The sequence below is a fragment of the Shinella sp. GW821-FHT11G07 genome, assembly GCF_058808115.1.
Genome location: NZ_JBXARJ010000005.1, coordinates 202887 through 227613, shown reverse-complemented (window position 1 = coordinate 227613; position 24727 = coordinate 202887). Strand labels below are relative to the sequence as shown.

General features: G+C 65.3%; 15 protein-coding genes and 1 riboswitch. Of the genes, 10 read left to right on the top strand and 5 right to left on the bottom strand.

Annotated elements, in window-relative coordinates; translation table 11 throughout:
• Window positions 1-144: 144 nt before the first annotated feature.
• Window positions 145-1344, bottom strand: coding sequence for an MFS transporter (locus tag AC1RT2_RS12105; RefSeq protein ID WP_069060626.1), 1200 nt, complete (start codon window positions 1342-1344; stop codon window positions 145-147).
• Window positions 1345-1455: 111 nt separating this feature from the next.
• Between AC1RT2_RS12105 and AC1RT2_RS12100 the strand changes: the two genes are divergently transcribed.
• The 6 genes from AC1RT2_RS12100 (at window position 1456) to AC1RT2_RS12075 (ending at window position 6661) form a co-directional block, all read left to right on the top strand.
• Window positions 1456-2277 carry an AraC family transcriptional regulator gene (locus AC1RT2_RS12100; RefSeq protein WP_493102132.1) on the top strand — a complete coding sequence of 274 codons (822 nt, stop codon included), beginning with the start codon at window positions 1456-1458 and terminating at the stop codon, window positions 2275-2277.
• Window positions 2278-2405: 128 nt separating this feature from the next.
• A complete protein-coding gene (gene cobF, locus AC1RT2_RS12095; RefSeq protein WP_493102130.1) occupies window positions 2406-3185 on the top strand; it encodes a precorrin-6A synthase (deacetylating) in 780 nt (259 codons plus the stop codon).
• Complete coding sequence (gene cobG / locus AC1RT2_RS12090) at window positions 3182-4531, top strand: precorrin-3B synthase (protein ID WP_493102128.1); 1350 nt, start codon at window positions 3182-3184, stop codon at window positions 4529-4531. The genes cobF and cobG overlap by 4 nt, the downstream gene beginning before the upstream one ends.
• The gene (locus AC1RT2_RS12085; RefSeq protein WP_493102126.1) at window positions 4528-5160 is read left to right on the top strand and encodes a precorrin-8X methylmutase; all 633 of its coding nucleotides are present in this window, start codon (window positions 4528-4530) and stop codon (window positions 5158-5160) included. The genes cobG and AC1RT2_RS12085 overlap by 4 nt, the downstream gene beginning before the upstream one ends.
• Window positions 5161-5162: 2 nt before the next feature.
• Window positions 5163-5900, top strand: coding sequence for a precorrin-2 C(20)-methyltransferase (locus tag AC1RT2_RS12080; RefSeq protein ID WP_493102368.1), 738 nt, complete (start codon window positions 5163-5165; stop codon window positions 5898-5900).
• Complete coding sequence (locus tag AC1RT2_RS12075; RefSeq protein ID WP_493102124.1) at window positions 5897-6661, top strand: precorrin-3B C(17)-methyltransferase; 765 nt, start codon at window positions 5897-5899, stop codon at window positions 6659-6661. The genes AC1RT2_RS12080 and AC1RT2_RS12075 overlap by 4 nt, the downstream gene beginning before the upstream one ends.
• On the opposite strand, the gene AC1RT2_RS12070 is transcribed toward AC1RT2_RS12075, so the two are convergent.
• Complete coding sequence (locus AC1RT2_RS12070; RefSeq protein ID WP_493102123.1) at window positions 6625-7395, bottom strand: cobalt-precorrin-6A reductase; 771 nt, start codon at window positions 7393-7395, stop codon at window positions 6625-6627. The two genes, AC1RT2_RS12075 and AC1RT2_RS12070, sit on opposite strands and share 37 nt — an antisense overlap.
• On the opposite strand from AC1RT2_RS12070, the gene cbiE reads away from it, so the two are divergent.
• The gene (cbiE, locus tag AC1RT2_RS12065) at window positions 7388-8644 is read left to right on the top strand and encodes a precorrin-6y C5,15-methyltransferase (decarboxylating) subunit CbiE (RefSeq protein ID WP_493102122.1); all 1257 of its coding nucleotides are present in this window, start codon (window positions 7388-7390) and stop codon (window positions 8642-8644) included. The genes AC1RT2_RS12070 and cbiE overlap by 8 nt on opposite strands.
• Before the next feature lies 1 nt (window position 8645).
• A complete protein-coding gene (gene cobM / locus AC1RT2_RS12060; protein WP_493102121.1) occupies window positions 8646-9407 on the top strand; it encodes a precorrin-4 C(11)-methyltransferase in 762 nt (253 codons plus the stop codon).
• Here cobM and AC1RT2_RS12055 read toward each other — a convergent pair.
• Window positions 9404-10279, bottom strand: a complete 876-nt coding sequence (locus tag AC1RT2_RS12055; protein ID WP_493102366.1) for a LysR substrate-binding domain-containing protein — start codon at window positions 10277-10279, stop codon at window positions 9404-9406. The genes cobM and AC1RT2_RS12055 overlap by 4 nt on opposite strands.
• A 78-nt stretch (window positions 10280-10357) precedes the next feature.
• Between AC1RT2_RS12055 and AC1RT2_RS12050 the strand changes: the two genes are divergently transcribed.
• Window positions 10358-11392 (top strand): YeiH family protein, encoded by a 1035-nt coding sequence (locus tag AC1RT2_RS12050; RefSeq protein WP_493102119.1) that lies wholly within the window; start codon window positions 10358-10360, stop codon window positions 11390-11392.
• A 5-nt stretch (window positions 11393-11397) separates the two neighbouring features.
• Here AC1RT2_RS12050 and metH read toward each other — a convergent pair whose 3' ends face one another.
• Both metH and AC1RT2_RS12040 read right to left on the bottom strand, forming a co-directional pair.
• On the bottom strand, window positions 11398-15189 hold the full coding sequence (metH, locus tag AC1RT2_RS12045; protein ID WP_493102117.1) for a methionine synthase: 3792 nt from the start codon (window positions 15187-15189) through the stop codon (window positions 11398-11400).
• Window positions 15190-15275: 86 nt separating this feature from the next.
• Complete coding sequence (locus AC1RT2_RS12040; protein ID WP_069060636.1) at window positions 15276-15491, bottom strand: hypothetical protein; 216 nt, start codon at window positions 15489-15491, stop codon at window positions 15276-15278.
• A gap of 100 nt (window positions 15492-15591) precedes the next feature.
• Window positions 15592-15808, bottom strand: a riboswitch (cobalamin riboswitch).
• Window positions 15809-16215: 407 nt separating this feature from the next.
• On the opposite strand from AC1RT2_RS12040, the gene AC1RT2_RS12035 reads away from it, so the two are divergent.
• Window positions 16216-24705 carry a glycoside hydrolase family 94 protein gene (locus AC1RT2_RS12035; RefSeq protein ID WP_493102114.1) on the top strand — a complete coding sequence of 2830 codons (8490 nt, stop codon included), beginning with the start codon at window positions 16216-16218 and terminating at the stop codon, window positions 24703-24705.
• The last annotated feature ends 22 nt before the right edge of the window (window positions 24706-24727 follow it).

Sequence of the window (24727 nt, the reverse complement as noted above, 5' to 3'; positions counted from 1 at the left end):
CATTCTCGGGCTCGACCCGAGAATCCATGCATTGGATACAGTGTGGATGGTCGGGTCAGGCCCGACCATGACGAAGGAGGAGAAATGCGCGTTTGGCTCGCGATCTGACGCCCGGCGGAGGCCGGGCGTTCGGTCTTCATGGTCTCAGTGTCTGCCCGGCAGGCGCGGCAGGAAGATCGTGAGAATGCCGAGCAGCGGCATATACGAGCAGACTTGGAAGACGAATTCGATGCCATGGCTGTCCGCGACGCCGCCGAGCAGGGCGGCACCCAGGCCACCTGCGCCAAAGGCGAAGCCGAAGAAGATGCCGGCGATCATGCCGACGCGGCCTGGTATCAGCTCCTGCGCGAAGACGACGATGGCGGAGAAGGCCGACGAGAAGATCAGGCCGATCAGCACCGTCAGGGCGCCCGTCCAGAACAGGTTGGCGTAGGGCAGCATCAGCGCGAAGGGAATGACGCCGAGGATCGAGAACCAGATCACGAAGCGCGTGCCGAAGCGGTCGCCGATCGGGCCGCCCAGGAAGACGCCGACGGCCGAGGCGCCGAGGAACAGGAACAGCATGAGCTGCGCCTGCTGTATGTCGAGGCCGAAGCGTTCGATCGTGTAGAAGGTGAAGTAGCTCGAAATGCTGGCGAGATAGGCGTTCTTCGTCGTCGTCAGCAGAACGAGCACGGCGAGCGCCCAGGCAACGCGCTTGCCCGGCAGCGGCAGTTCACGGCTGACGGCGGGGCGGCCGGCGGACGAGCGGCGCTCGCCGGCATACCAGTTACCGACCCAGGTCAGGATGACCATGCCGAGAAGCGCGATCGCCGAGAACCAGGCAACGCTCGTCTGGCCGAAGGGCAGCACGATGAAGGCGGCGAGCAGCGGGCCGATCGCCGTGCCGGCATTGCCGCCGACCTGGAACATCGATTGCGCGAGGCCGTGGCGACCGCCGGAGGCGAGACGGGCGACGCGCGAGGATTCCGGGTGGAAGATCGCCGAGCCGAGGCCGATCAGGCAGGCGCCGAAGATCAGCACGGGGAACGAGTGCGCATAGGCGAGCATGATGAGGCCGACGAAGGTGCTTCCCATGCCGACCGGCAGCGAGAAGGGCATCGGCCAGCGGTCCGTCACGATACCAACGGCCGGCTGTAGCAGCGAGGCCGTCACCTGGAAGGCCATGGTGAGCAGGCCGATCTGCACGAAGTCGAGCGCGTAGTTTTCCTTCAGGAGCGGATAGAGCGACGTCAGCAGCGACTGCATGATGTCGTTCAGCATGTGGCAGGCGCTGACCGCGGCGATGATGGAATAGGTGGTGGTGGCAGCGCTGCGGGGCGCTGCGGGAACGACAGTCGACATGGGTAGCCTCGAATGATCCGCCCGGGTTGGCGTCTTTTGCCGTTCCCATACTAGGATTGCCTGCGGCCTGCTTTTGTGCTGAGGTCCATTTCTTACGCGAGTGGGCCAAAGATGGAAAAATTGACAGCTGCGCGCCTGAAGGCGCTCGATGACGATCACATCCGCAATCTTTCCCGCATGGAACAGTCGAACGAGGACGTTCTGGTCCACAGTTCGGAGATTCCCGGCGGCTATACCGTGCCGCCGCACCGCCATCGGCGCACGCAGTTCCTCTGTGTCTTTGCCGGCGTCGTGCTGGTTTCGACGGATCGCGGCCGCTGGATGATCCCGCCCGGCCATGCACTGCTCATCCCGCGCGGGCTGGAACATTCCGTCGAGATGTACAGCGATGTCAGCATGCGCTCGGTCTACATTTATTCGCCGGAAGGCCGTGCCTCCTCGCAGGAGCCGACGGTGCTGGAGGTGACGGACCTTGCCCGGCAGCTGATCACGGAGGCCGTGCGCAAGGGCGCGCTCTCCGAGGAGCGCAACCGGGCGGAGCTGGTGATGGCGCTGCTGCTCGACGAGATCGGCCGCCTGCCCGAACGCCGTCTCGGCCTGCCCTTTCCGGCGAGCGGTCGACTTGCCGGTCTCTGCCGCGATTTCGTCGAGCAGCCGTCACCGACGGCGAAGATCGACGATTGGGCGCGCCGTCTCAACATGAGCCGACGCACCTTCACACGGTTCTTTCGCGAGGAGATGGGCATCAGCTTCGTGACCTGGCGCCAGCAGGCCTGCCTGTTTGCCTGCCTGCCGCGGCTTGCTGCCGGCGAGCCCGTGACGCGCGTGGCGCTCGAAGCCGGCTATGAAAGCGTGCCGGCCTTCACCACCATGTTCAAGCGCATGCTCGGCTCCTCGCCGCGCGCCTATCTCACAAGCCGCGAGGCGGCGTAGGAGTCTCAAAAAGACCGGCAAAGGACGCGATCCGGGGACTGTTTTCCGCCGGCTTTTGGGATTAGGAAGGGGTGCGGGACCCAAATCGGGCCGCAGACCGGGAGCGCAAGCCGCACGGGAGACGGAATTTGAGAAAAATACGGGTCATCGGGATCGGCGCGGGCAATCCCGAGCACATGACCGTTCAGGCAATCAATGCGCTGAACCGGTCGGATGTGCTGATTATACCGGTGAAGGGCGATGAAAAGGCCTTTCTCGCCGATGCGCGCCGTGACATTTGCGACCGGTTCCTCACCAACCCTGCCTGCCGCATCCTCGATTATGCCGTTCCGGTGCGCCGCGCCGATGGTTCCTACGAGGACGGCGTCAACGACTGGCACCGCGCCATCGCCGCGATCTACGAGCGCACGCTGCTGAACGCGGTCGGCGAGGACGAGACACTCGGCCTGCTCGTCTGGGGCGATCCCATGCTCTACGACAGCACGCTGCGCATCATCGACCATGTCCGCACCGCCGGCCGCGTTGCCTTCGAAACAGAAGTCATCCCCGGCATCACCAGCGTCCAGGCACTCTGTGCCAGCCACGGCATCGCGCTGAACCGCATCGGCTTGCCCGTCGAAATTACCACCGGCCGCCGGCTTGCCGCGGGCTGGCCGGAATCCTCGCGTGATGCGCTGGTCATGCTCGATGGCGTGCAGGCTTTTCGAACGGTAACGGATCCGGAAGCCGACATCTGGTGGGGCGCCTATCTCGGCACGCCGCACGAAATCCTGCTTTCCGGCCGGCTGGCCGACATGGCTGAAACCATCACCGAGACCCGCCGCACGGCGCGTGAAAAGCATGGCTGGATCATGGATACCTATCTGATCCGGCGTCCTGCCACTGAGGCGGAGGAGGGGCCGGCATGACGGTGACGCTCGCCCTCGACCGGTGCGATACGGGTGCGCTGCGCCGCGGCGCCTGCCCCTCGATCGCCGCGCCGATGCAGACCGGTGACGGCCTGCTGGTGCGCCTGCGTCCGGTCGCTCCTGCCCTGACGGCGGATGATCTGCTTGCCCTTGCCGATCTCGCCCGCGCCCATGGCAATGGCCTGATCGAAATCACCGCACGCGGCAATCTCCAGCTTCGCGGCTTGACGGAGGCTTCGGTACCGCACCTCGCGGCCGGCCTTGACGCTGCCGGCATCGTTCCCCAAACGGGCGTCGCCATTGAAGTCCCACCGTTCGCCGGCATCGATCCGTCAGAAATTGCGGATGCTATGCCGGTTGCGGATGCGTTGCGCAAGGCGATCTCCCGGGCATCGTTTATCCTCGCCCCGAAACTCGCAATCGTTGTCGATGGCGGTGGCATGCTTTCGCTTGCCGACATGATCGCGGATCTCCGGCTTGATGCCGTCGTTGTCGGGGGACGCACAGCATGGCGCCTGTCGGTCGGTGGCGATCGTCAAAGGGCAGGACCTGTGGCCTTGCTGCCAGAAGACTCCGTGTTGGATGGTGCAATGGCCGTCATCGCCGCGCTCGTGGCCATCGGTCCCGCCGCCCGCGGCCGCGATCTGGATGTCGCCGCGCTGGTGCGGATGCCGGGTGCTGCGCCGATGCAGGCTGTACCTGCGGCCCTGTCCACCCACCCGCTCGGCGCACACCGCATCGGGAGCGAAACCGTGCTTGGCCTGGCGCCGGCATATGGCCAGATGCATGCCGATCGGCTTGCGGCGCTTGTCGAGGGACTTTCCGCCTGTGGCGCCGTGGAATTCCGCCTCGCACCGCATCGCAGCCTGCTGGTGCGCGGCCTTTCCGGCGAAACGCTTGCAGTCGCCCGGGCCTGCGCCGATCGCCAGGGGTTCTGGAACACGGACAACGCGCCCGGCCGCACCATCTCCATATGCGCCGGCGCCGCCGGCTGCGCTTCGGCCAGCTTCGACACTCGTGCCGCCGCCGATGCCTTGGTCGCAGAAGCTGGCGGCTTGCTGGACGGTTCCCTAGACATGCACATTTCCGGCTGCCCGAAGGGCTGCGCCCATCCGCCCGTTGCCGCCATCACGCTCTGCGGCACGGCTGCGGGTGTCGGCCTCATCCTCGACGGGCGGGCGAGCGATGCGCCGACGGCGATTGTCCCGGCCGGTGATCTGAAGCCGGCTATCCAGCGCTTCGGCAGCGTTCTGCGCGCGCGCCGCGCGGAGGGCGAGACCGCCAGAAACCTGCTCGACCGCACCCCGTCCGCGGTCCTTCTTTCCGCATATCAAGGCCAGTCATGACCCAGTACGACTACATCAAGGATGGCACTGCCATCTACGAAAAATCCTTCGCGATCATCCGCGCGGAGGCCGATCTCTCGCGCTTCTCCGAGACGGAGGCGGATGTCGCGGTACGAATGATCCACGCTGCCGGCCTGGTGGAGGCCGCACCGCATTTCGTCTTTTCGCCGGATTTCGTGACGTCCGCGCGCGCGGCCCTTCAGGGTGGTGCGCCGATCTTCTGCGATGCGGAAATGGTCGCCCGCGGCGTTACCGCCGCCCGCCTGCCGGCCAACAACGACGTGCTATGCACGCTGCGCGATCCGCGCACGCCGGAACTTGCCGCGGAAAGTGGCAACACCCGCTCCGCGGCTGCCATCCGGCTCTGGCTCGATCGCATGGCCGGCTCGGTCGTTGCCATCGGCAACGCGCCGACGGCACTTTTCTATCTGCTGGAACTTTTGCGCGATGGCGCGCCAAAACCGGCGGCGATCCTCGGCATGCCGGTCGGCTTCGTCGGGGCGGCTGAATCCAAGGATGCGCTGGCCGAAAATTCCTATGGCGTGCCCTATGCCATCGTGCGCGGCCGTCTCGGCGGCAGCGCGATGACGGCGGCGGCGCTCAATTCGCTGGCGAGGCCGGGACTATGAACATGGTGGCGACGGTGGCGGGACGATTGTATGGCGTGGGCACGGGGCCGGGCGATCCGGAACTCCTGACGCTGAAGGCGGTGCGGGCGATCGGCGAAGCGGATGTGCTTGCCTATTTCGCCAAGGCCGGGCGCTCCGGCAATGGGCGGGCGATTGTCGAAGGCCTGCTGAAGGCGGATATGGTGGAGCTGCCGCTCTACTATCCGGTGACGACGGAGATCGAAAAGGATCACGACGACTACAAGAGCCAGATCACGGCCTTCTACGATGCCTCCGCCGCGGCCGTTGCCGAACATCTCGCCGCCGGCCGCACGGTCGCAATCCTCTCCGAGGGCGACCCGATGTTCTACGGCTCCTACATGCATCTGCATGTGCGGCTTGCCGATCGCTTTCCGACGGAGGTCATCCCCGGCATCACGGCCATGTCCGGCTGCTGGTCGCTCTCCGGCCTGCCGATCGTGCAGGGCGACGACGTGCTTTCCGTGCTGCCGGGTACGATGGACGAGGACGAGCTGTCGCGCCGTCTCGTCGATACACAGGCCGCCGTCATCATGAAGGTCGGCCGCAACCTGCCGAAAATCCGCCGGGCCCTTTCGCAGGCCGGCCGCCTGGGCGAAGCGGTCTATGTCGAGCGCGGCACCACGCCAGTCGGCAAATCCATCCGGCTCTCGGAAAAGCTCGACGACACTGCGCCCTATTTCTCGCTGGTGCTGGTGCCGGGCTGGAGCACCCGCGGATGACGGGCAAGCTCTTCGTGATTGGCACCGGCCCCGGCAATCCCGACCAGATGACGCCGGAGGCGCTTAGCGCCGTCGCGGCCTCGACCGAGTTTTTCGGCTACTTTCCCTATATCGACCGGCTGAATCTTCGCTCCGACCAGATCAAGGTCGCCTCGGACAATCGCGAGGAGCTGAACCGCGCGCAGGCGGCCCTGATCCGTGCTGCGGCGGGTATCAATGTCTGCGTCGTCTCCGGCGGTGACCCGGGTGTCTTCGCCATGGCGGCGGCGGTCTGCGAGGCGATCGATGCGGGGCCGGACGACTGGAAATCCGTGGACCTCATCATCGTTCCGGGCGTCACCGCCATGCTGGCCGTCGCAGCGCGCATCGGCGCGCCGCTCGGCCACGATTTCTGTGCGATCTCGCTGTCCGATAATCTGAAGCCCTGGGAGATCATCGAGAAGCGGCTGCGCCTGGTCTCCGAAGCCGGACTTGTCATTGCGCTCTACAATCCGATCAGCAAGGCGCGGCCCTGGCAGCTCGGCAAGGCATTCGAGATCCTTCGCGAGACACTTCCGGCCACGACGCCGGTGATCTTCGGCCGTGCCGCGGGCCGGCCGGACGAGCATATGCTGGTCATGCCGTTGGGAGACGCCGCGGCGGAGCGCGCGGACATGGCGACCTGCGTCGTCATCGGCTCGCCGGAAACGCGGGTCATCGCGCGTCCCGGCCTCTCGGACCTGGTCTATACGCCGCGTTTCCTGAAGGATGCGAGCAGATGATCGGTAAGCCGCACCGCATCCTCGACCGTCTCGGCGTGGTGGCCGCTCTCGCTGGCCGCCCGCTCGACGAGTATGACGGTGAGGCCGAGAATACGCGCGGCGATGATCTTGCCGTAGGTGGCGTCACCGCCGGAATTCTTGCTGACGATGATATCGATGCGCTGTTGCCGCAGCAGGTCCACTTCCGCCTCGACGGCGAAGGGACCGCGGGCGAGCAGGTATTCGACGCTCGGTGCCTCCATCGGCGGATCGACCGGATCGACGCTGCGCACGAGATAGTGGTGCTGCGGTGCTGCGTCGAAGGCTCTCGCCTCCTGCCGGCCGATGGCAAGGAAGACGCGGCGCGGCTGCGCACCCAAGGCGGCAACGGCCTCTTCGATCGAGGCTCGGCGGATCCAGCGATCGCCCTCCGTCTCCTCCCAGCCGCGCCTTTCCAGTCGCAGCAGCGGAATGCCCGTCGTCGAGCTCGCTGCGCGGGCGTTGGCCGAAATTTGTCTCGCGAAGGGATGGGTCGCATCGATCATGAGCTCGATGGCATGCTCATCCAGATAGGCCGCAAGCCCCGGTACGCCGCCGAAACCACCCATGCGCACGGGCGCGGGCTGCGGCGCGGGATCGACAGTCCGGCCGGCAAGCGAGAGCGTGACGGCAAGATCGGACCGGCCGGCAAGGCGGCCGGCAAGGTCGCGGGCTTCCGTCGTGCCGCCCAGTATGAGGATGCGTCGCTTGTCCACGCCTGATCAAATCCCCCCGCAAGCCGCCCCCTGGCTTTCCATCGTCGGGATCGGCGAGGACGGTCTAGCGGGTCTCGGTGACGAGGCCAAGGCCGCAATTGCCGCCGCCGAGCTGGTTTTCGGCGGCACGCGGCATCTGGAGCTTGCCGACGCTGTGATCCGGGGCGAGCGCCATGGCTGGTTGTCTCCGTTCGAGCGTTCGGTCGATGCCGTGCTGTCAGTCCGTGGCCGGCCGGTCGTCGTGCTGGCCTCGGGCGATCCGTTTTTCTACGGCGTCGGCGTCACGCTGTGCCGTCGCATCGCGCGGGCCGAAATGCGCGTCTTCCCGGCGCCGTCGTCATTCAGCCTTGCGGCTTCTCGCATGGGCTGGGCGCTTCAGGATACGCTTTGCCTCTCGCTGCATGGCCGCCCCATCGATCTCATTCGCCCGCACCTGCATCCCGGCAGCCGCATTCTCGCGCTGACGTCGGACAGTGATGGCCCGGCGGCGCTGGCCATCCTGCTTGCGGAAAGCGGCTTTGGCGCCTCGACGCTTACCGTTCTCGAAGCGCTCGGTGGCGCGCGGGAGCGGCTGAGCAGCCATCGGGCGGAGACGTTTGCCCTTACGGATGCCGATATGCTGAATGTCTGCGCCGTGGAGGTTGCGGCCGGCAGTGCCGCGCGGGTCCTCGCCTATACGCCCGGTCTCGATGATGATTTGTTCGAGCATGACGGGCAGATCACCAAGCGTGAAGTCCGCGCGCTGACCCTCTCCGCGCTGGCGCCGAAGCGGGGCGAATTGTTGTGGGATGTCGGCGCCGGCTCGGGATCGATCGGCATCGAGTGGATGCTGGCCGATCCCTCGCTTCGCGCCATCGCGATCGAGGGAAACACCGAACGCGCCGCCCGCATCCGCCGCAATGCCAACAATTTCGGCGTGCCGGGCCTTTCGGTCGTCGAAGGCGTGGCGCCGGCAGCGCTTGCCGGGCTTGCTGCGCCGGATGCCGTCTTCATAGGCGGCGGCGGCAGCGAGGCGGGGGTGATGGAGGCGGCGATTGGCGGCGTGAAGGCCGGTGGTCGGCTCGTCGCCAATGCGGTGACGACGGAAATGGAAGCGGTACTGCTTGCGCACCATGCCCGGCTTGGCGGCGCGTTGACCCGCATCGATATCGCGCGGGCCTCACCCGTCGGGCAGATGACGGGCTGGCGGCCCGCCATGCCGGTCACGCAATGGAGCTGGGTCAAGCCGGCTAAACAAATTGAGGAATAATATGACCGTTCATTTCATCGGCGCCGGCCCCGGCGCTGCCGACCTCATCACTGTGCGTGGGCGGGACCTGATCGGCAAGTGCCCGGTCTGCCTCTATGCCGGTTCCATCGTCTCGCCGGAGCTTCTGCAATATTGCCCGCCGGGCGCGCGCATCGTCGACACGGCGCCGCTATCGCTCGACGAGATCGAGGCGGAATTTTTGCGCGCGGCGCAGGCGGGGGAGGACGTGGCGCGGCTGCATTCCGGCGATCTTTCCGTCTGGAGCGCCGCTGCCGAGCAGATTCGCCGGCTCGAAAACCACGGGTTGACCTATACGATGACCCCGGGCGTGCCGTCCTTTGCCGCGGCCGCCGCCGCACTTGGTCGCGAACTCACCATTCCTGCTGTCGCGCAGAGCCTCGTGCTCACCCGCGTCTCCGGCCGCGCCTCGCCCATGCCGAACCGCGAGACGCTGGAAAATTTTGGTGCGACGGGCGCCACATTGGCCATCCATCTGGCCATTCACGCCCTGGACAAGGTGGTTGAAGACCTTACCCCGCTCTACGGCGCCGATTGCCCGGTGGCGATCGTCGTGAAAGCCTCCTGGCCCGATGAGCGTGTGGTGCGCGGCACGCTCGCCGATATCGTGGCGAAAGTCGCCGAAGAGCCGATCGAGCGCACGGCGCTGATCTTCGTCGGCCGCGCGCTCGCGGCCACGGATTTTCGCGAAAGCTCGCTCTACGATCCCACCTACCAGCGGCGTTTTCGCGGCCGGGGCGACTAGATCGGCAGAAGCGCCTCCAAGGCGAGCGACGCCTTGGAGCGGTAACGCTCCTTGTGCCGGAGCAGGCGAAAGGCGCGCTCCGGCAGGTCGAAGGCGATGCGGGCCAGCCGGCGTGATGCCAGGTCGTCCGCGACGGCCAGTTCGGAAATCGCGGTCAATGCGCCCCCGGCAAGCACGGCGCTGCGCACGGCTTCGTTCGACGGCAGGGAAAGTGTGATGTCGAGGGATGCCTCGTCCACGCCGCGCGCCGCCAGCGCAGCGGTCAGGGCGCCGCGTGTGCCGGAGCCCGCTTCGCGCAGAACCCAGTGCGCCGCCAAAAGATCGGCCGGCTCGACCGGTTTGCCCAAGAGCGGATGGTCGGCGGGTGCAACGACGACGACGCGGTCGCGCGCGACGATCCGCTGCGAGAGCGCAGGGTGGTCGATTGCTCCTTCGACGAATCCGAGGTCCGTCCGACCCTCGAGCACGGCTTCGGCAACCTGCTCCGTGTTGCCGCTGCCAACACGCATGTCGATGGCCGGATAGGCCGCGTGGAAGCGTATGAGCAGCGGGGGCAGCCAGTAGGCGCCGACCGTCTGGCTGGCGGCAAGCGTCAGCGTGCCGCGCTTGAGGCCGCCGATTTCGGTGAGGAACAGGTCCGTGCTTTCGGCCCGCGCCAGCGTCGCCCTGGCTTCCGGCAGGAAGGCATGGCCTGTCTCCGTCAGTTCGATCCGCCGGCCGGTCCGGTGAAATAGCGCGATGCCATACCGCTCCTCCACGACGCGGATCGCCGAGCTGACGGCGGAGGGCGTGAGGTTCAGCGCCTCGGCGGCCTGCGTGAGATGCTCGCGCTCCGCCACGGCGACGAAGATACGGAGCTGTTCGAGCGTCATCATATGTTCGATCCAATCGAATGAAACATCCGATACTTACTGATGGATTGAATGGACTTTCAAGCGCATCGTTGGCGCATGGAAAATTTATCTAACAACAGAGTATTTCTTGGAACGCGTGTTTTGCTGCCGGGCGTCGCCCTGGCCGGCCTGGTCTCCGGTCTTGCGGTGCTTGCCGAGCACCTGGAAGTGCGCCTGACGGGTGGAGCTTGGATCGAGGCCCTGGTGCTGGCCATCCTGATCGGCGCCGTGTTGCGGCTGTTTTTGCGTCAACCCGCCTGCTTCGATCCCGGCATTGCCTTTTCGGCAAAGTACTTTCTCGAAGTGGCCATCGTCCTGCTCGGTGCGAGCGTCAGTGCTGCGGCGATCGGGGGGATGGGCATTTCGCTGATCGGTGCCATTGCCGTGGTTGTGGGGGCGGTTCTCATGACGAGTTACGGGATAGGGCGCTGGCTTGGCCTGTCCCGCTCCGTTGCGCTGCTGGTGGCCTGCGGCAACTCGATCTGCGGCAATTCGGCGATTGCCGCGACGGCGCCCGTCATCCGCGCCGACGCCGAGGATGTCGCCTCGTCCATCGCGTTCACCGCCGTGCTCGGTATGATCACCGTGCTGCTCCTGCCGGTGCTGGTGCCGCTACTCGGCCTTTCGGCGACGGGTTACGGCGTGATGGCGGGCATGACGGTCTATGCGGTGCCGCAGGTGCTGGCGGCGACCGCGCCGGTCTCCGCCCTCAGCATCCAGATCGGCACCTTCGTCAAGCTTGTGCGCGTGCTGATGCTCGGGCCGGTGATCTTCTTGCTGTCCTGTGCTTCGGCGGGGGCAACGGGGCGCAGGCCCGCGCTGCACCGGCTCGTGCCGTGGTTCATCCTCGGGTTTCTCGCCATGCTGACTGCCCGCAGTGTCGGCCTTGTCGATGCCGCCATGGCGGGCGCGATGGGCGAGGTCGCGACGGTGCTGACCATTCTTTCCATGGCCGCACTCGGCCTCGGCATCGACCTGAAGCGCGTGATGCGCGCGGGACCGCGGGTGACGGCCGCGGTCGTGCTGTCGCTCGGCGTGCTGGTCACCGCCAGCTACGCCATGGTGCTCGCCCTCGATCTCGCGACGGCCTGAAAGCCTCAGGCCGCGTTTTCCCGCACCGGTGCCGGCACGTAGTTGAGCACCGGCCCGAGCCAGCGTTCCACTTCGACGACTGGCATATCCTTACGCCGCGCGTAGTCTTCCACCTGGTCGCGCTCCACCTTGGCGACGCCGAAATAATAGCTTTCGGGCGACGCTATGTAGAGACCGGAGACGGAGGAGCCGGGCCACATGGCGAAGCTTTCGGTCAAGGTCACGCCGATTTCCTTTTCCGCGTCGAGCAGGCGGAAGAGTGCCGTCTTTTCCGTATGGTCCGGCTGGGCGGGGTAGCCGGGTGCCGGGCGGATGCCGGCATAGGGCTCGCCAATGAGGTCGGTCGGAGCAAAGGTCTCGTCCGCCGCGTAACCCCAGAGTTCCTTGCGCACCACTTCATGCATGCGTTCGGCAAAGGCTTCGGCGAAACGGTCGGCGAGCGCTTTCACGAGGATCGAGTTGTAGTCGTCATTCGCCCGCTCGAAGCGTTCGGCAATGGCGATCTCGCCGATGCCGGCCGTCACGACGAAGCCGCCGAGATAGTCCTGCTTACCGCTGTCTACCGGAGCGACGAAGTCGGACAGGGCGACGTTCGGCCGGCCGTCGCGCTTGGAAAGCTGCTGGCGCAGTGTGAAGAAGGTCGCAAGGTCCTTGTCGCGTGCCTCGTCGGTGAAGAGGCGGATATCGTCTCCGACGGTGCCGGCCGGCCAGAAGCCGACGACGGCCTTCGGGGTGAACCATTTTTCCGCGATGATTTTTTCCAGCATCGCCTGTGCGTCCGCAAAGAGCTGGCGGGCGGCCGGGCCCTGCTTCTCGTCATCGAGGATTTTCGGATAGACGCCCTTCAGTTCCCAGGTCTGGAAGAACGGCGTCCAGTCGATATAGCGGGCGAGGTCGGCGAGATCCCAGTCCTGCCAGACGCGGGTGCCGAGGAAGGACGGCACCTTCGGCCGATAGGCGGACCAGTCGGCCTTGAAGGCATTGTCGCGCGCCTTGGTAATCGGCAGGCGCTGCTTTTCCGCCTCGCTGCGGGCGTGGGCGTCGGCCACCTTGCGGTACTCGGCCTTCAGCGTCTCGACATAACCGGGCTTCATCTCGGCCGACAGCAGGCTGCCGACCACGCCGACGGCGCGGCTGGCATCGGTGACATAGACGGTCTGGCCGCGATCGTAGCGCGGATGAATCTTGACGGCTGTGTGCACGCGGCTCGTCGTCGCGCCACCGATGAGGAGGGGGATATCGAAACCCTCGCGCTCCATTTCATTGGCGACATGCACCATCTCGTCGAGCGAGGGCGTGATCAGGCCGGACAGGCCAATGATATCGACCTTTTCCGCCTTCGCCGTCTCGAGGATCTTCGCCGCCGGCACCATGACGCCGAGATCGATGATCTCGTAGTTGTTGCAGGCGAGCACGACGCCGACGATGTTCTTGCCGATGTCGTGCACGTCGCCCTTGACGGTCGCCATCAGGATTTTTCCGGCACTCTGGCGCTCGCCGCTGCCGCCATTGGCAAGCTTTTCGGCCTCCATGTAGGGCAGCAGCACGGCGACGGCCTGCTTCATCACGCGGGCGGATTTCACGACCTGCGGCAGGAACATCTTGCCGGCGCCAAAGAGGTCGCCGACGACGTTCATGCCGGCCATCAAGGGGCCTTCGATGACGTGCAGCGGGCGTTCCGCATTCTGCCGGGCCTCTTCCGTGTCGGCCTCGACGAATTCGGTGATGCCGTTGACGAGGGCGTGTTCGAGGCGCTTTTCGACCGCCCAGTCGCGCCAGGCGAGGTCGCGCTCCTTGGCTTCCTTGCCGGCCGTGCCCTTGAAGCGTTCGGCGATCTCCAGCATGCGCTCGGTCGCGGTGCCGCCGCCCTTCGGCGCGCGGTTCAGCACCACGTCTTCGCAGGCCTCGCGCAGGTCCGCCTCGATCGTGTCGTAGACGGCGAGCTGGCCGGCATTGACGATGCCCATGTCCATGCCCGCCTGGATGGCGTGGTAGAGGAACACCGCGTGCATCGCCTCGCGCACCGGCTCGTTGCCGCGGAACGAGAAGGAGAGGTTGGAGACGCCGCCCGAGATATGGGCATGCGGCAGGGTGGCGGTGATTTCGGCGGTCGCTTCGATGAAGTCGACACCGTAATTGTCGTGCTCCTCGATGCCGGTGGCGACGGCAAAGATGTTCGGGTCGAAGACGATGTCTTCCGGCGCAAGGCCGGCGACTTCGGTCAAGAGCTTGTAGGCGCGGGTGCAGATATCCACCTTGCGCGCCCTGGTGTCGGCCTGCCCGGTCTCGTCGAACGCCATGACGACGACGGCGGCGCCATAGGCGCGCACGAGCTTCGCGTGGTGCAGGAAGGCTTCCTCGCCTTCCTTCAGCGAGATCGAGTTGACCAGCGGCTTGCCCTGCACGCATTTCAGGCCGGCCTCGATCACCTCCCATTTCGAACTGTCGATCATCAGGGGAACGCGGGCGATATCCGGCTCGGCGGCGATGAGGTTGACGTATTCCGTCATGGCCCGAGCTGAATCGATCAGGCCCTCGTCCATGTTGATGTCGATGATCTGCGCGCCGTTCGCCACCTGGTCGCGCGCGACGTCGAGGGCGGCCGCATAGTCGCCGGCGGTGATCAGCTTGCGGAATTTCGCCGAGCCGGTGACGTTGGTGCGCTCGCCGACATTCACGAAGGGAATGGCGTCGGTCAGCGTGAAGGGTTCGAGGCCGGACAGCCGCATATGGCGCGGGATGTCGGGGATTTCGCGTGGGCTATGGCGCGCGGCGGCGGCGGCGATGGCGCGGATATGGTCCGGCGTCGAGCCGCAGCAGCCGCCGACGATATTGACGAGCCCGTCGCGCATAAACCCTTCGATCTGGGCGGCCATCTCGTCCGGCGTCTCGTCATATTGGCCGAAGGCGTTCGGCAGGCCGGCATTGGGGTAAGCACAGACGAAGGTCTGCGCGACAGAGGAGATTTCCGCGAGATGGGCGCGCATGGCATTGGCGCCGAGCGCGCAGTTGAGGCCGATCGAGAAGGGATCGGCGTGGCGCACCGAGTTCCAGAAGGCTTCCGGCGTCTGGCCGGACAGCGTGCGGCCGGAAAGGTCGGTGATCGTGCCGGAGATCATGACCGGCAGCTCGATGCCCTTTTCCTCGAAGACTTCGCGGGTGGCGAAGATCGCGGCCTTGGCGTTCAGTGTGTCGAAGATCGTCTCGATCAGGATGATGTCGGCGCCACCATCGATGAGGCCGCGCAGCTGATCGGCATAGGCGAGGCGCAGATCATCGAAGGAGACGGCGCGGTAGCCGGGATTGTTGACGTCGGGCGAGATGGAGGCGGTGCGGTTGGTCGGGCCGAGCGCGCCGGCGACGAAACGGCGGCGGCCGTCCTTTTCCTGCGCGCGCAGGCCGGCGCGCCGCGCAAGGCGCGCACCGTCGCGGTTCAGTTCATAGACCATGTCCTCCATGCCGTAGTCGGCCTGGGCGATGGTGGTGGAGGAGAAGGTGTTGGTTTCGAGAATATCGGCGCCGGCCAGCGCATAGCGGTAATGAATGTCCTCGATCGCGCCCGGCTGGGTCAGCGTCAACAGGTCGTTGTTGCCCTGCTGGTGGCAGGCGCAATCGCCGAAGCGGTCGCCGCGGAAATCGTCCTCGATGAGCTTGAGCGTCTGGATTTCCGTGCCCATGGCGCCGTCGAGCACCAGGATGCGCTCGCGCGCGGCTTTTTGCAGGGCTGCGAGGATCTCGCGGCCGTCGCGGCGCGGCAGTTCGGGGCCGAACAGGGTGTCCAGGTGCGATTTGGCCATGGCAAAGCCCTCCGGTGCAATCATACTGCATCGGAAGTCACATAAAGATATCTTTATGTCAATATGCGTTTATGCGGACCGACGCGTCAGTGAAGCGGACGGTCTGCACCGGCAAGCGAGGCGAAAAGCGATCGCAGGCGGGCAATATCCGGATCGGCATCCTCATAACGGGAGAGTTTCTGCACCTCCTTCAGTGCCTCGACGGCAAGGTCGGCGCCGCGCGGTTGCCAGAGCAGCCAGGAGATGAAGACGGATTCCGGCTTTCCGGTGCCGGAGAGGCCGTTGTGATCAAGTGCAAGCATTTCTTCCCCAATCGGTAAATTGGGGGATGACCGGACGCACGCATGCTGGATTTCGCCGAAAGGCGACAAGCAAGCGCACCACTGGGACACCCCGCCCATGGACGTTTCAAGTATCAGGGCAGGTCTCCTGGCTCACGGGTCGTCGCCTCTGTCTCGCCTTCCCGGTCCAAAGACCAGTGGCTTTATCGACAGTCGCTCACCGTTCACAGTTGCGGGGGCAGCGCCGGTCTTGGCACTCCATCTGGAGCATCGCACCGGCTTCCCTCTTAGCCTCCAAGCCGCATGCGACTCGGAAGACCCTGACTTCGGCAAACTGGCGTCAGCGCGCCGGCAAGTCAATGGTTTTGACTATCATGCACAGGGCGGGAACTTTTTCCCGCATCAGGCATTTGGCTTTCCGCCTGCACCATGCGCAGGTTCGCCCTTGGGGAGGGATGGGCGATTCACCAAATCCGCAGATGAGGGTCCATGCTGCGCCATCCAGTCCTGTTGACATGTTGCAAGTCTCTGTCCTTACGGCTAAAAAATGCCGTTTTCATGCACCACGCGGCCAGGATGCCAACAAGCGTGTCGCCTGAGCCCTGTCCAACCGTCAAGTGCCCCCGGGGTGCGGTTCGGTGCCATGGCTGATCGCGGCACAAATATGAACCCTGCCCGCAAAAAACTGTCCAGCGCAAAGGCCGCCGCCGGATGGTTCCACATGGCCGGATCCAGAATCAGAAACATGCCCCTTCATAATACGCCGCAAGCCTCCTCGCGCGATGCCGACGTCAAGCAGATCGATTATAACGATTCGATCCGCGCCACCTATCTGACGCTGGAGGAGCTTGCCGATTGCGGTGAAGCGCTGGCGCGCGACAAACGCGCGGCCCTGCCCGGCTTCCGACCCTTCGAATTCCGTGCCCGGCACAAGGAAAACGAGAAGGAAATCTTCCGCGTCTACCAGACGACGGCGAAGGATGTCGAAGCGGGCGTGCAGATCACCCCCGCAGCCGAATGGCTGCTCGACAACTATTACGTCGTCGAAGAGGCGATCCAGGAAGTCCGCCGCGATTTCCCCCGCCGCTTCTTCCGCCAGTTGCCGACCCTGGAGGTCGAGGGGCAGGTGATGCCGCGCACGCTCGCCGTCGCCTGGCTCTATGTCGCCCATACGCATAGCAGCGTCTCGCATGACGGCCTGACGGCTTTCGTCCAGGGCTTCCAGAAGGTCGATGCGCTGAAGATCGGCGAACTCTGGGCGCTGCCTTCCTTCATTCGTTTCGTGCTTCTTGAAAACCTCCGCCGCATTTCGAGCCGCGTCGAGCGCTCGCGCAAGATGCGGCTGAAGGCGAACGAAGTGGCGGACGAACTGATCCGGCTCAACGATCCGGAAAAATGCATTGCCCATCTCCAGTCGATGGAGACCTTCATCGACGACAACACCTTCGTCATCCAGCTGCTCTACCGGCTTCGTGACGGCTTGCAGGCCTCCGGCGCGGTAATCCAGTGGCTGGAGCGCAAGATCGAGAGCCGCGGCAGCGACCTTGAGGAGCTGATCGTCGCGGAGAACAACCGGCTGTCCTCCGGCAACGTCACGATGAGTTCGCTCATCAAGAGCCTGCGCTCCGTCGACGATACGGAATGGCCCGTCTGGTTCGAGAGCGTCAGCCGCCTCGACGAAGCGCTGCGCCAGCGCTCCGACTATAGCGACCTCGATTTCGGCTCGCGCAACAAGTACCGCAACACGATCGAGCGCTTCGCCCGCCGCTCCGGCAAGACCGAGCTGGAAGTGACCGAAATCGCGCTCACCATGACCGAGGAAGACGCGGCGGCGCATGTCGAGGACCTGGATTACAAGGCCAATGTGGCGGCCTTCCTCGTCGGCAAGAAGCGCAAGCAGCTCGAAAAGCGCATCGGCTATCGTCCGTCGATCGTCCAGCGCGCCGTGCGCCTGACCCGCAAGCTGGATTGGTTTGCGATTGCCGCGCCCAACATCATCCTGACGCTGCTGGCGATGATCGCGGTCTATTTCTTCCTCGATCCGCTCGATATTCCGAATGGCGCATGGCTGATCATGCTCGTGCTTTTCGCGCTGCCGGCCTCCGAGGGCGCGACGGGTCTTTTCAACACGCTGGTCACCTTCTTCGTCACGCCGTCCCGCCTTGTCGGCTACGAATTCAAGGACGGCATTCCGGACGATGCGCGCACGCTGCTTGCCGTGCCCTGTCTGATTTCCAAGCGCGACCATGTCGACGAATTGGTGCGCAATCTCGAAGTGCACTACCTCGCCAATCCGCGTGGCGAGATCTATTTCGCGCTCATCAGCGACTGGGCCGACAGCCAGTCGGAAGAAACGCCGGCCGATCTCGACGTGCTCGAATATGCCAAGCGCGAGGTTGCGGCGCTGTCCGCCCGCTACGCCTATGACGGGCGCACGCGCTTCTACTTCCTGCACCGCCGCCGGCTCTACAATCCGTCGGAAGGCGCCTGGATGGGCTGGGAGCGCAAGCGCGGCAAGCTGCACGAGCTGAACCTGCTTCTGCGCGGCGACGGCGACACGACCTTCCTGCCGGGCGCCAACATCGTGCCGGCGGACGTCAAATATGTTATGACGCTCGATTCCGACACGCGCCTGATGCGCGATGCCGTGACCAAGCTCGTCGGTAAGATGCATCACCCGATCAACCGCCCCGTCATCGACGAGGCGACGGGCGAAATCACCGCCGGCTACAGCATTCTCCAGCCGCGCGTCACGCCCTCGCTGACGACCGGTAAGGAAGCCTCGACCTTCCAGCGCATCTATTCCGCCGACCGAGGCATCGATCCCTACGTCTTCACCGTGTCGGACATCTACCAGGACCTCGTCGGCGAAGGCACCTTTACCGGCAAGGGCCTCTATCACGTCGACGCCTTCGAGGCGGCCGTGAAGGGCCGGATCGGCGAGAATGCCGTGCTGAGCCACGACCTTCTCGAAGGCTCGCTGTCGCGCTGCGCACTGGTGACGGATGTAGAACTCGTCGAGGATTTCCCGACGCGCTACGGTGTCGAGACCTCGCGCCAGCATCGCTGGGCGCGCGGCGACTGGCAGCTGCTGCCCTACCTCTTCAGCCCGTCGAGTGGAATTTCCATGATCGGCCGCTGGAAGATGTACGACAACCTGCGCCGCAGCCTTATCCCAATCGGCTGGCTCGTCGCCTCCGTCATGGGCTGGTACTACATGGAGCCGCGCCAGGCGTTGATCTGGCAGCTCGTGCTGATCTTCCTGCTCTTCGTCGCACCGACGCTGTCGCTGATCTCCGGCATCATGCCGCGCCGCAACGACATCGTCGCGCGTGCCCATGTGCATCGGGTCATCTCTGATATCCGCGCGGCCAATGCGCAGGTGGCACTCCGCATCGTCTTCATCGCCCATTCGGCGGGCTTGATGGCGGACGCGATCATCCGCTCGCTCTACCGCACCTTCGTCAGCCGCAAGCTGATGCTGGAATGGCGCACGGCCGCGCAGGCCGATAGTGCTGCGCGCGGCGGCATCCTCGCCCATTACAAAACCATGTGGCAGGCGCCGGCGCTCGCCGTGGTCTCCGTGGCGCTCGCCATGGTCTCCGATACGGGCCTGCCCTTCATCGGCATTCCCTTCGCCCTCGTCTGGCTGCTCTCGCCGATGATCGCCTGGAATGTCAGCCAGACGGCGGAGACCGAGGACCAGCTCGTCGTGTCCGACTATGTCGCCACTGAGCTGCGCAAGATCGCGCGGCGCACCTGGCGCTATTTCGAGACCTTCGTGACGGCCGAGCAGCACTTCCTGCCGCCGGACAATTTCCAGGAAACGCCGCAGCCGGTGCTTGCCGAGCGCACGTCGCCCACCAATATCGGCGTCTACCTGCTCTCGGTCATCTCCGCGCGCGATTTCGGCTGGATCGGTTTTGAAGAGACGGTGCGGCGCCTGGAGCAGACGGTTTCGACCATCGACGGCATGCCGAAGTACCGCGGCCACCTCTACAACTGGTACCGCACGAACACGCTGGAAACGCTTGGCCCCCGCTACGTTTCGGCGGTCGATAGCGGCAACCTCGCCGGCCACCTCATCGCCGTCTCCTCCATGTGCCGCGAATGGGCCGAAGCGCCGTCGGCGTTTCTGCAAGGCAGCCTTGACGGCATCGGCGACGTGGCATCGATCCTGTCCGAGACGCTGACGGAACTCCCCGATGACCGCAAGACCGTCCGACCGCTGCGCCGCCTCATCGAGGAGCGCATCGCCGGCTTCCACAACGCGCTCGCCGCGGTCAAGCGCGAGCACGAGTTTGCCTCCATCCGCGTCATCAACCTTTCGGTGCTGGCACGCGACGTCAACAAGCTGATCGTCAACCTCGACCACGAGATCAAGTCGCCGCAGAGCGGCGAGGTCGTGCATTGGGCAGGCGCGCTGGTCGCGGCTTGCGAGGCGCATATCGCCGACAGCGTCTTCGACCTCGGCAGCATCGAGACGTTGCGGGCGCGGCTGGTCGTGCTGCGCGACCGTGCGCGCGACATCGCCTTCTCGATGGATTTCGGCTTCCTGTTCCGCCAGGAGCGTCGCCTGCTGTCCATCGGCTACCGCGTCGAGACCAACGAACTCGACGAGGCCTGCTACGACCTGCTCGCCTCGGAAGCGCGCCTGACGAGCCTGTTCGCGATCGCCAAGGGGGATCTTCCCACCGAGCACTGGTACAAGCTCGGCCGTCCGGTCGTGCCGGTCGGCTCGCGCGGTGCGCTGGTCTCCTGGTCCGGCTCGATGTTCGAATATCTCATGCCGCCGCTCGTCATGCAGGAGCGCCAGGGCGGTATCCTCAACCAGACGAACAATCTGGTGGTGAAGGAGCAGATGAACCACGGCCGCCGTCTCGGCACGCCCTGGGGCATTTCGGAAGCGGCCTTCAACGCCCGCGACCACGAGCTGACCTATCAGTATACCAATTTCGGTGTCCCGACGCTCGGCCTCAAGCGCGGCCTCGGCCAAAATGCGGTGATCGCGCCCTATGCCTCGCTGCTTGCCTCGCAATACGCGCCGGCGGCCTCGCTCGAAAATCTCGAGCGTCTGCGCAAGCTCGGTGCCCTCGGCGTTTACGGCTTCCACGATGCCGTCGATTTCACGCCGACACGCGTGCCGGAGGGTAAGACCTGCGCGGTCGTGCGCAACTACATGGCGCACCATCACGGCATGTCGATCGCCGCCGTCGCCAACGTCGTCTTCAACGGCGCGCTGCGCGAACGTTTCCACTCTGACCCGGTCATCGAGGCTGCCGAACTTCTCCTGCAGGAAAAGGCGCCGCGCGACATTCCGGTCATCAACGCCAAGCGCGAACCGGAAACCGTCGGCAGCACGCAGGCCGACCTGTTGCGCCCGGAAATCCGCATCATCAAGGATCCGTTCTCCAGGGAGCGCGAGACCGTCTTCCTGTCGAACGGTCACTACTCGGTCATGCTGACGGCGAACGGTGCCGGCTATTCACGCTGGAACGGTCAGTCGGTCACCCGCTGGAAGCCTGACCCGACGGAAGACCGCTGGGGTTCCTTCCTCTTCCTGCGCGATACCGCGACGAACGAGTGGTGGTCCGCCACCGCCGAGCCGAAGCGTGCCGAGGGCGAGGAAACGAAGACCCAGTTCGGCGACGACAAGGCGGAGTTCATCAAGACCGTCGGTACGCTGACGAGCGAGGTCGAGGTCATCGTCGCCACCGAGCACGATGCCGAAGGCCGTCGCCTGACGCTGCTCAACACCGGGCCGGAAGACCGCTTCATCGAAGTGACCTCCTATATGGAACCGGTGATTTCGACAGATGACGCCGACAGCGCCCATCCGCTGTTCTCCAAGATGTTCATCCGCACCGAAATCGGCAAGCGCGGTGACGTCGTGCGCGCCGAGCGGCAGAAGCGCAACCCGAACGAGCCGGACATGACGATCGCCCACCTGATCGTCGACAATGCCGGCCCCTCGCGCCGCACCGAGATCGAGACGGACCGCCGCCGCTTCATCGGCCGTGGCCGGTCGCTGACGACGGCTGCCGCCTTCGATCCGGGTGCACAGCTTTCCGGCACGGACGGCTTCACGCTCGATCCGATCATGGCGTTGCGCCGCGTCGTGCGCGTGCCGGCCGGCAAGAAGGTCAAGGTCATCTTCTGGACCATTGCCGCTCCCAGCCGTGCCGAAGTGGATGCGGCCATCGACCGTTATCGCCATCCGGATGTGTTCAACCATGAAATGATCCATGCCTGGACGCGCTCGCAGGTGCATATGCGCCATGTCGGCGTGACCTCGCAGGAGGCGGCGAGCTTCCAGATGCTCGGCCGTTATCTCACCTATCCGGACATGCACCTTCGCGCCGATACTGGCACGATCCAGAGCGGGCTTGCCGCCCAGTCGGCGCTGTGGCCGCTGGCGATTTCCGGCGACTTCCCGATCTTCGTGCTGCGCATCAACGACGAGATCGACATCGACGTCGCCCGCCAGGCACTGCGTGCACAGGATTACCTGCGCCACCGCGGCGTCACGGCCGACCTCGTGATCCTTAACGAGCGCGCCGCCTCCTATGCGCAGGACATGCAGCACACGCTCGACCATATGTGCGAAAACCTGCGTATCCGCAGCCAGTCCGACGGCGCGCGCCAGCACGTCTTCACGGTGCGCCGTGACCTGATGGACGGCACCACCTGGCAGGCGCTGCTCGCCACGGCGCGGGCCGTCTTCCACGCGCGCAATGGCACGCTTTCCGACCAGATCGCCCGCACGGTCGCCCTGTTCTCCACGCCGCGTGGCGAGGAGGAGACAAAGGCCGAACCGCCGGCACCCAAGCTGCCGGTTCCCGCCGGCGAGCCGGTCGACATAAACGGTGACGGTCTTTCCTTCTGGAACGGTTTCGGCGGCTTCAACGCCGAGCGCCGGGAATATGCCGTGCGGTTGCGCGGCGGCGAAGCGACACCGCAGCCGTGGATCAACGTCATCGCCAACCGGCATTTCGGCTTCCACGTCTCGGCGGAGGGCGCCGGCTATACCTGGAGCCGCAATTCGCGCGACTTCCAGCTGACGCTCTGGACGAACGATCCGGTCGTCAACCGCCCGGGCGAGGCCTTCTATGTGAGAGACCGCGAGCGCGGCACGGTGATGACGCCCTTCGCCACGCTGTCGCGCAAGCCCTCGGTGAAGTTCGAGACCTGGCATGGCCTCGGCTATTCCGCCTTCCGCAGCTGGGAAGACGATATCGAACTCGATCTCGTGCAGACGGTCGATCCGGAGGATCCGGTCAAATATTCGCGCCTCGTCGTGAAGAACACCGGTGAAACGGAACGCAGCCTGACGGTCTATGGCTATGTCGAATGGGTGCTCGGCAACAACCCCGCCAGGACCGCGCCCTTCGTGCTGACCAGCCATGACGAGGAAAGCGGCGCGCTCTTTGCAACGAACCCGTACAGCTTCGACTTTGCCGGCCGGACCAGCTTCTTCGCCGTCGATGCGCCGCTCTCGGGCTTCACCGCGAAACGGCGCGAGTTCATCGGCCGCGGCGGCGATATCGTGCTGCCGGCGGCTGTCGTCGCGGGGCAGGCGCTGTCCGGTTCCGCTGAAGGCATCGGCGATCCCTGCGCGGCGCTTGCCGTCGATATCACGCTGAAACCCGGCGAGACGCGTGAACTGCATTTCGTGCTCGGCGACACGGCCGATGCGGACAGCGCCCGTGCGCTGGCCGACAAGAGCCGTACGGCGGATTTCGACAAGGTCATGACCGCTGTTCGTGGCTACTGGAGCGACTTTACCGGCACGCTGCAGGTCAAGACGCCCGATGCGGCGCTCGACCGCATGGTCAACGACTGGCTGCCCTACCAGGCGCTGGGTTGCCGCATCCAGGCTCGCTCGGCCTTCTACCAGGCGAGCGGTGCCTACGGCTTCCGCGACCAGTTGCAGGATACGCTTGCCTTCATCCTGCACCGGCCGGAGCTTGCCCGTGGGCAGATCCTCAACGCCGCCTCACGGCAGTTCGCCGAAGGCGACGTGCAGCATTGGTGGTTGCCGGACAACGGCGCCGGCGTGCGCACCATGATCTCCGACGACGTGGTGTGGCTTGCCCATGCGACCGAATATTATTGCCGGGTCACCGGCGACCGGGCGATCCTCGAAGAAACGCTGACCTTCATCGAGGGGCAGGCGCTCGCCGAGGGCCAGCATGACGCGTTCTTCACGCCGGACCGGTCGTCTGAAGACGCGCCGCTTTATGAGCATTGCGCCCGTGCACTCGACCTGGCGCTGCGCCGCACGGGAGAGAACGGCCTGCCGCTCATCCTCGGTGGTGACTGGAACGACGGCATGAACCGCGTCGGCGAAGCCGGCCGCGGCACGAGCGTCTGGCTTGGCTGGTTCCTTGCCGGCACGCTCGGCGGCTTCATTCCGCTTGCGCGCGAGCGGGGCGATCAGGCCCGCGCCGGCCAATGGGAAGAGCATCTCGGCCGTCTCAAGGTCGCGCTTGAAACGGCGGGCTGGGACGGCAGCTACTACCGTCGCGGCTATTTCGATGATGGCACGCCGCTCGGTTCTTCCGAGAGCGCGGAATGCCGGATTGATTCGATCGCACAGAGCTGGAGTGTGCTGTCCGGCATGGGCAGCATGGAACGGTCGCGCCAGGCGATGGATGCGGTGATGGAAAACCTCGTCGACCGGGAGCATGGCATCATCCGCCTGTTCACTCCGCCGCTCGTCGAGACCCCGCAGGATCCCGGCTACATCAAGGCCTATCCGCCGGGTGTGCGCGAAAACGGCGGCCAGTATACCCATGCCGCGACCTGGGTCGTGCTGGCGCTGGCGCGGCAGGGCCGGGCGGAGGACGCCTGGACCTGCTTCAACCTGCTGAACCCGATCAACCACGCGCAGAACCCGGAGGCGGCAGCACTCTACCGCGTCGAGCCCTATGTCGTTGCCGCCGATGTCTATGGCGAAGGCGAACGCACGGGGCAGGGTGGCTGGACCTGGTATACCGGCTCGGCCGGACTGCTCTACCGTGCGGCCGTCGAGGGCATCCTCGGCATCCGCAGGGAGGCGGGGCGCCTGTTCATCGAACCAGTGCTGCCGGCGGCGTGGAGCGGCTATGAGGCGACGCTCAAGCTGGACGGCCAAACACTTGCGATCCGCATCGAGCGTGCCGATGACGGTGGATGGCAAGCAAGTGTGAACGGAACTGTCATCAAATCTTCAAACGAGGGTTATTTGCTCTGATCCACGCATGTGGACCAGAGCA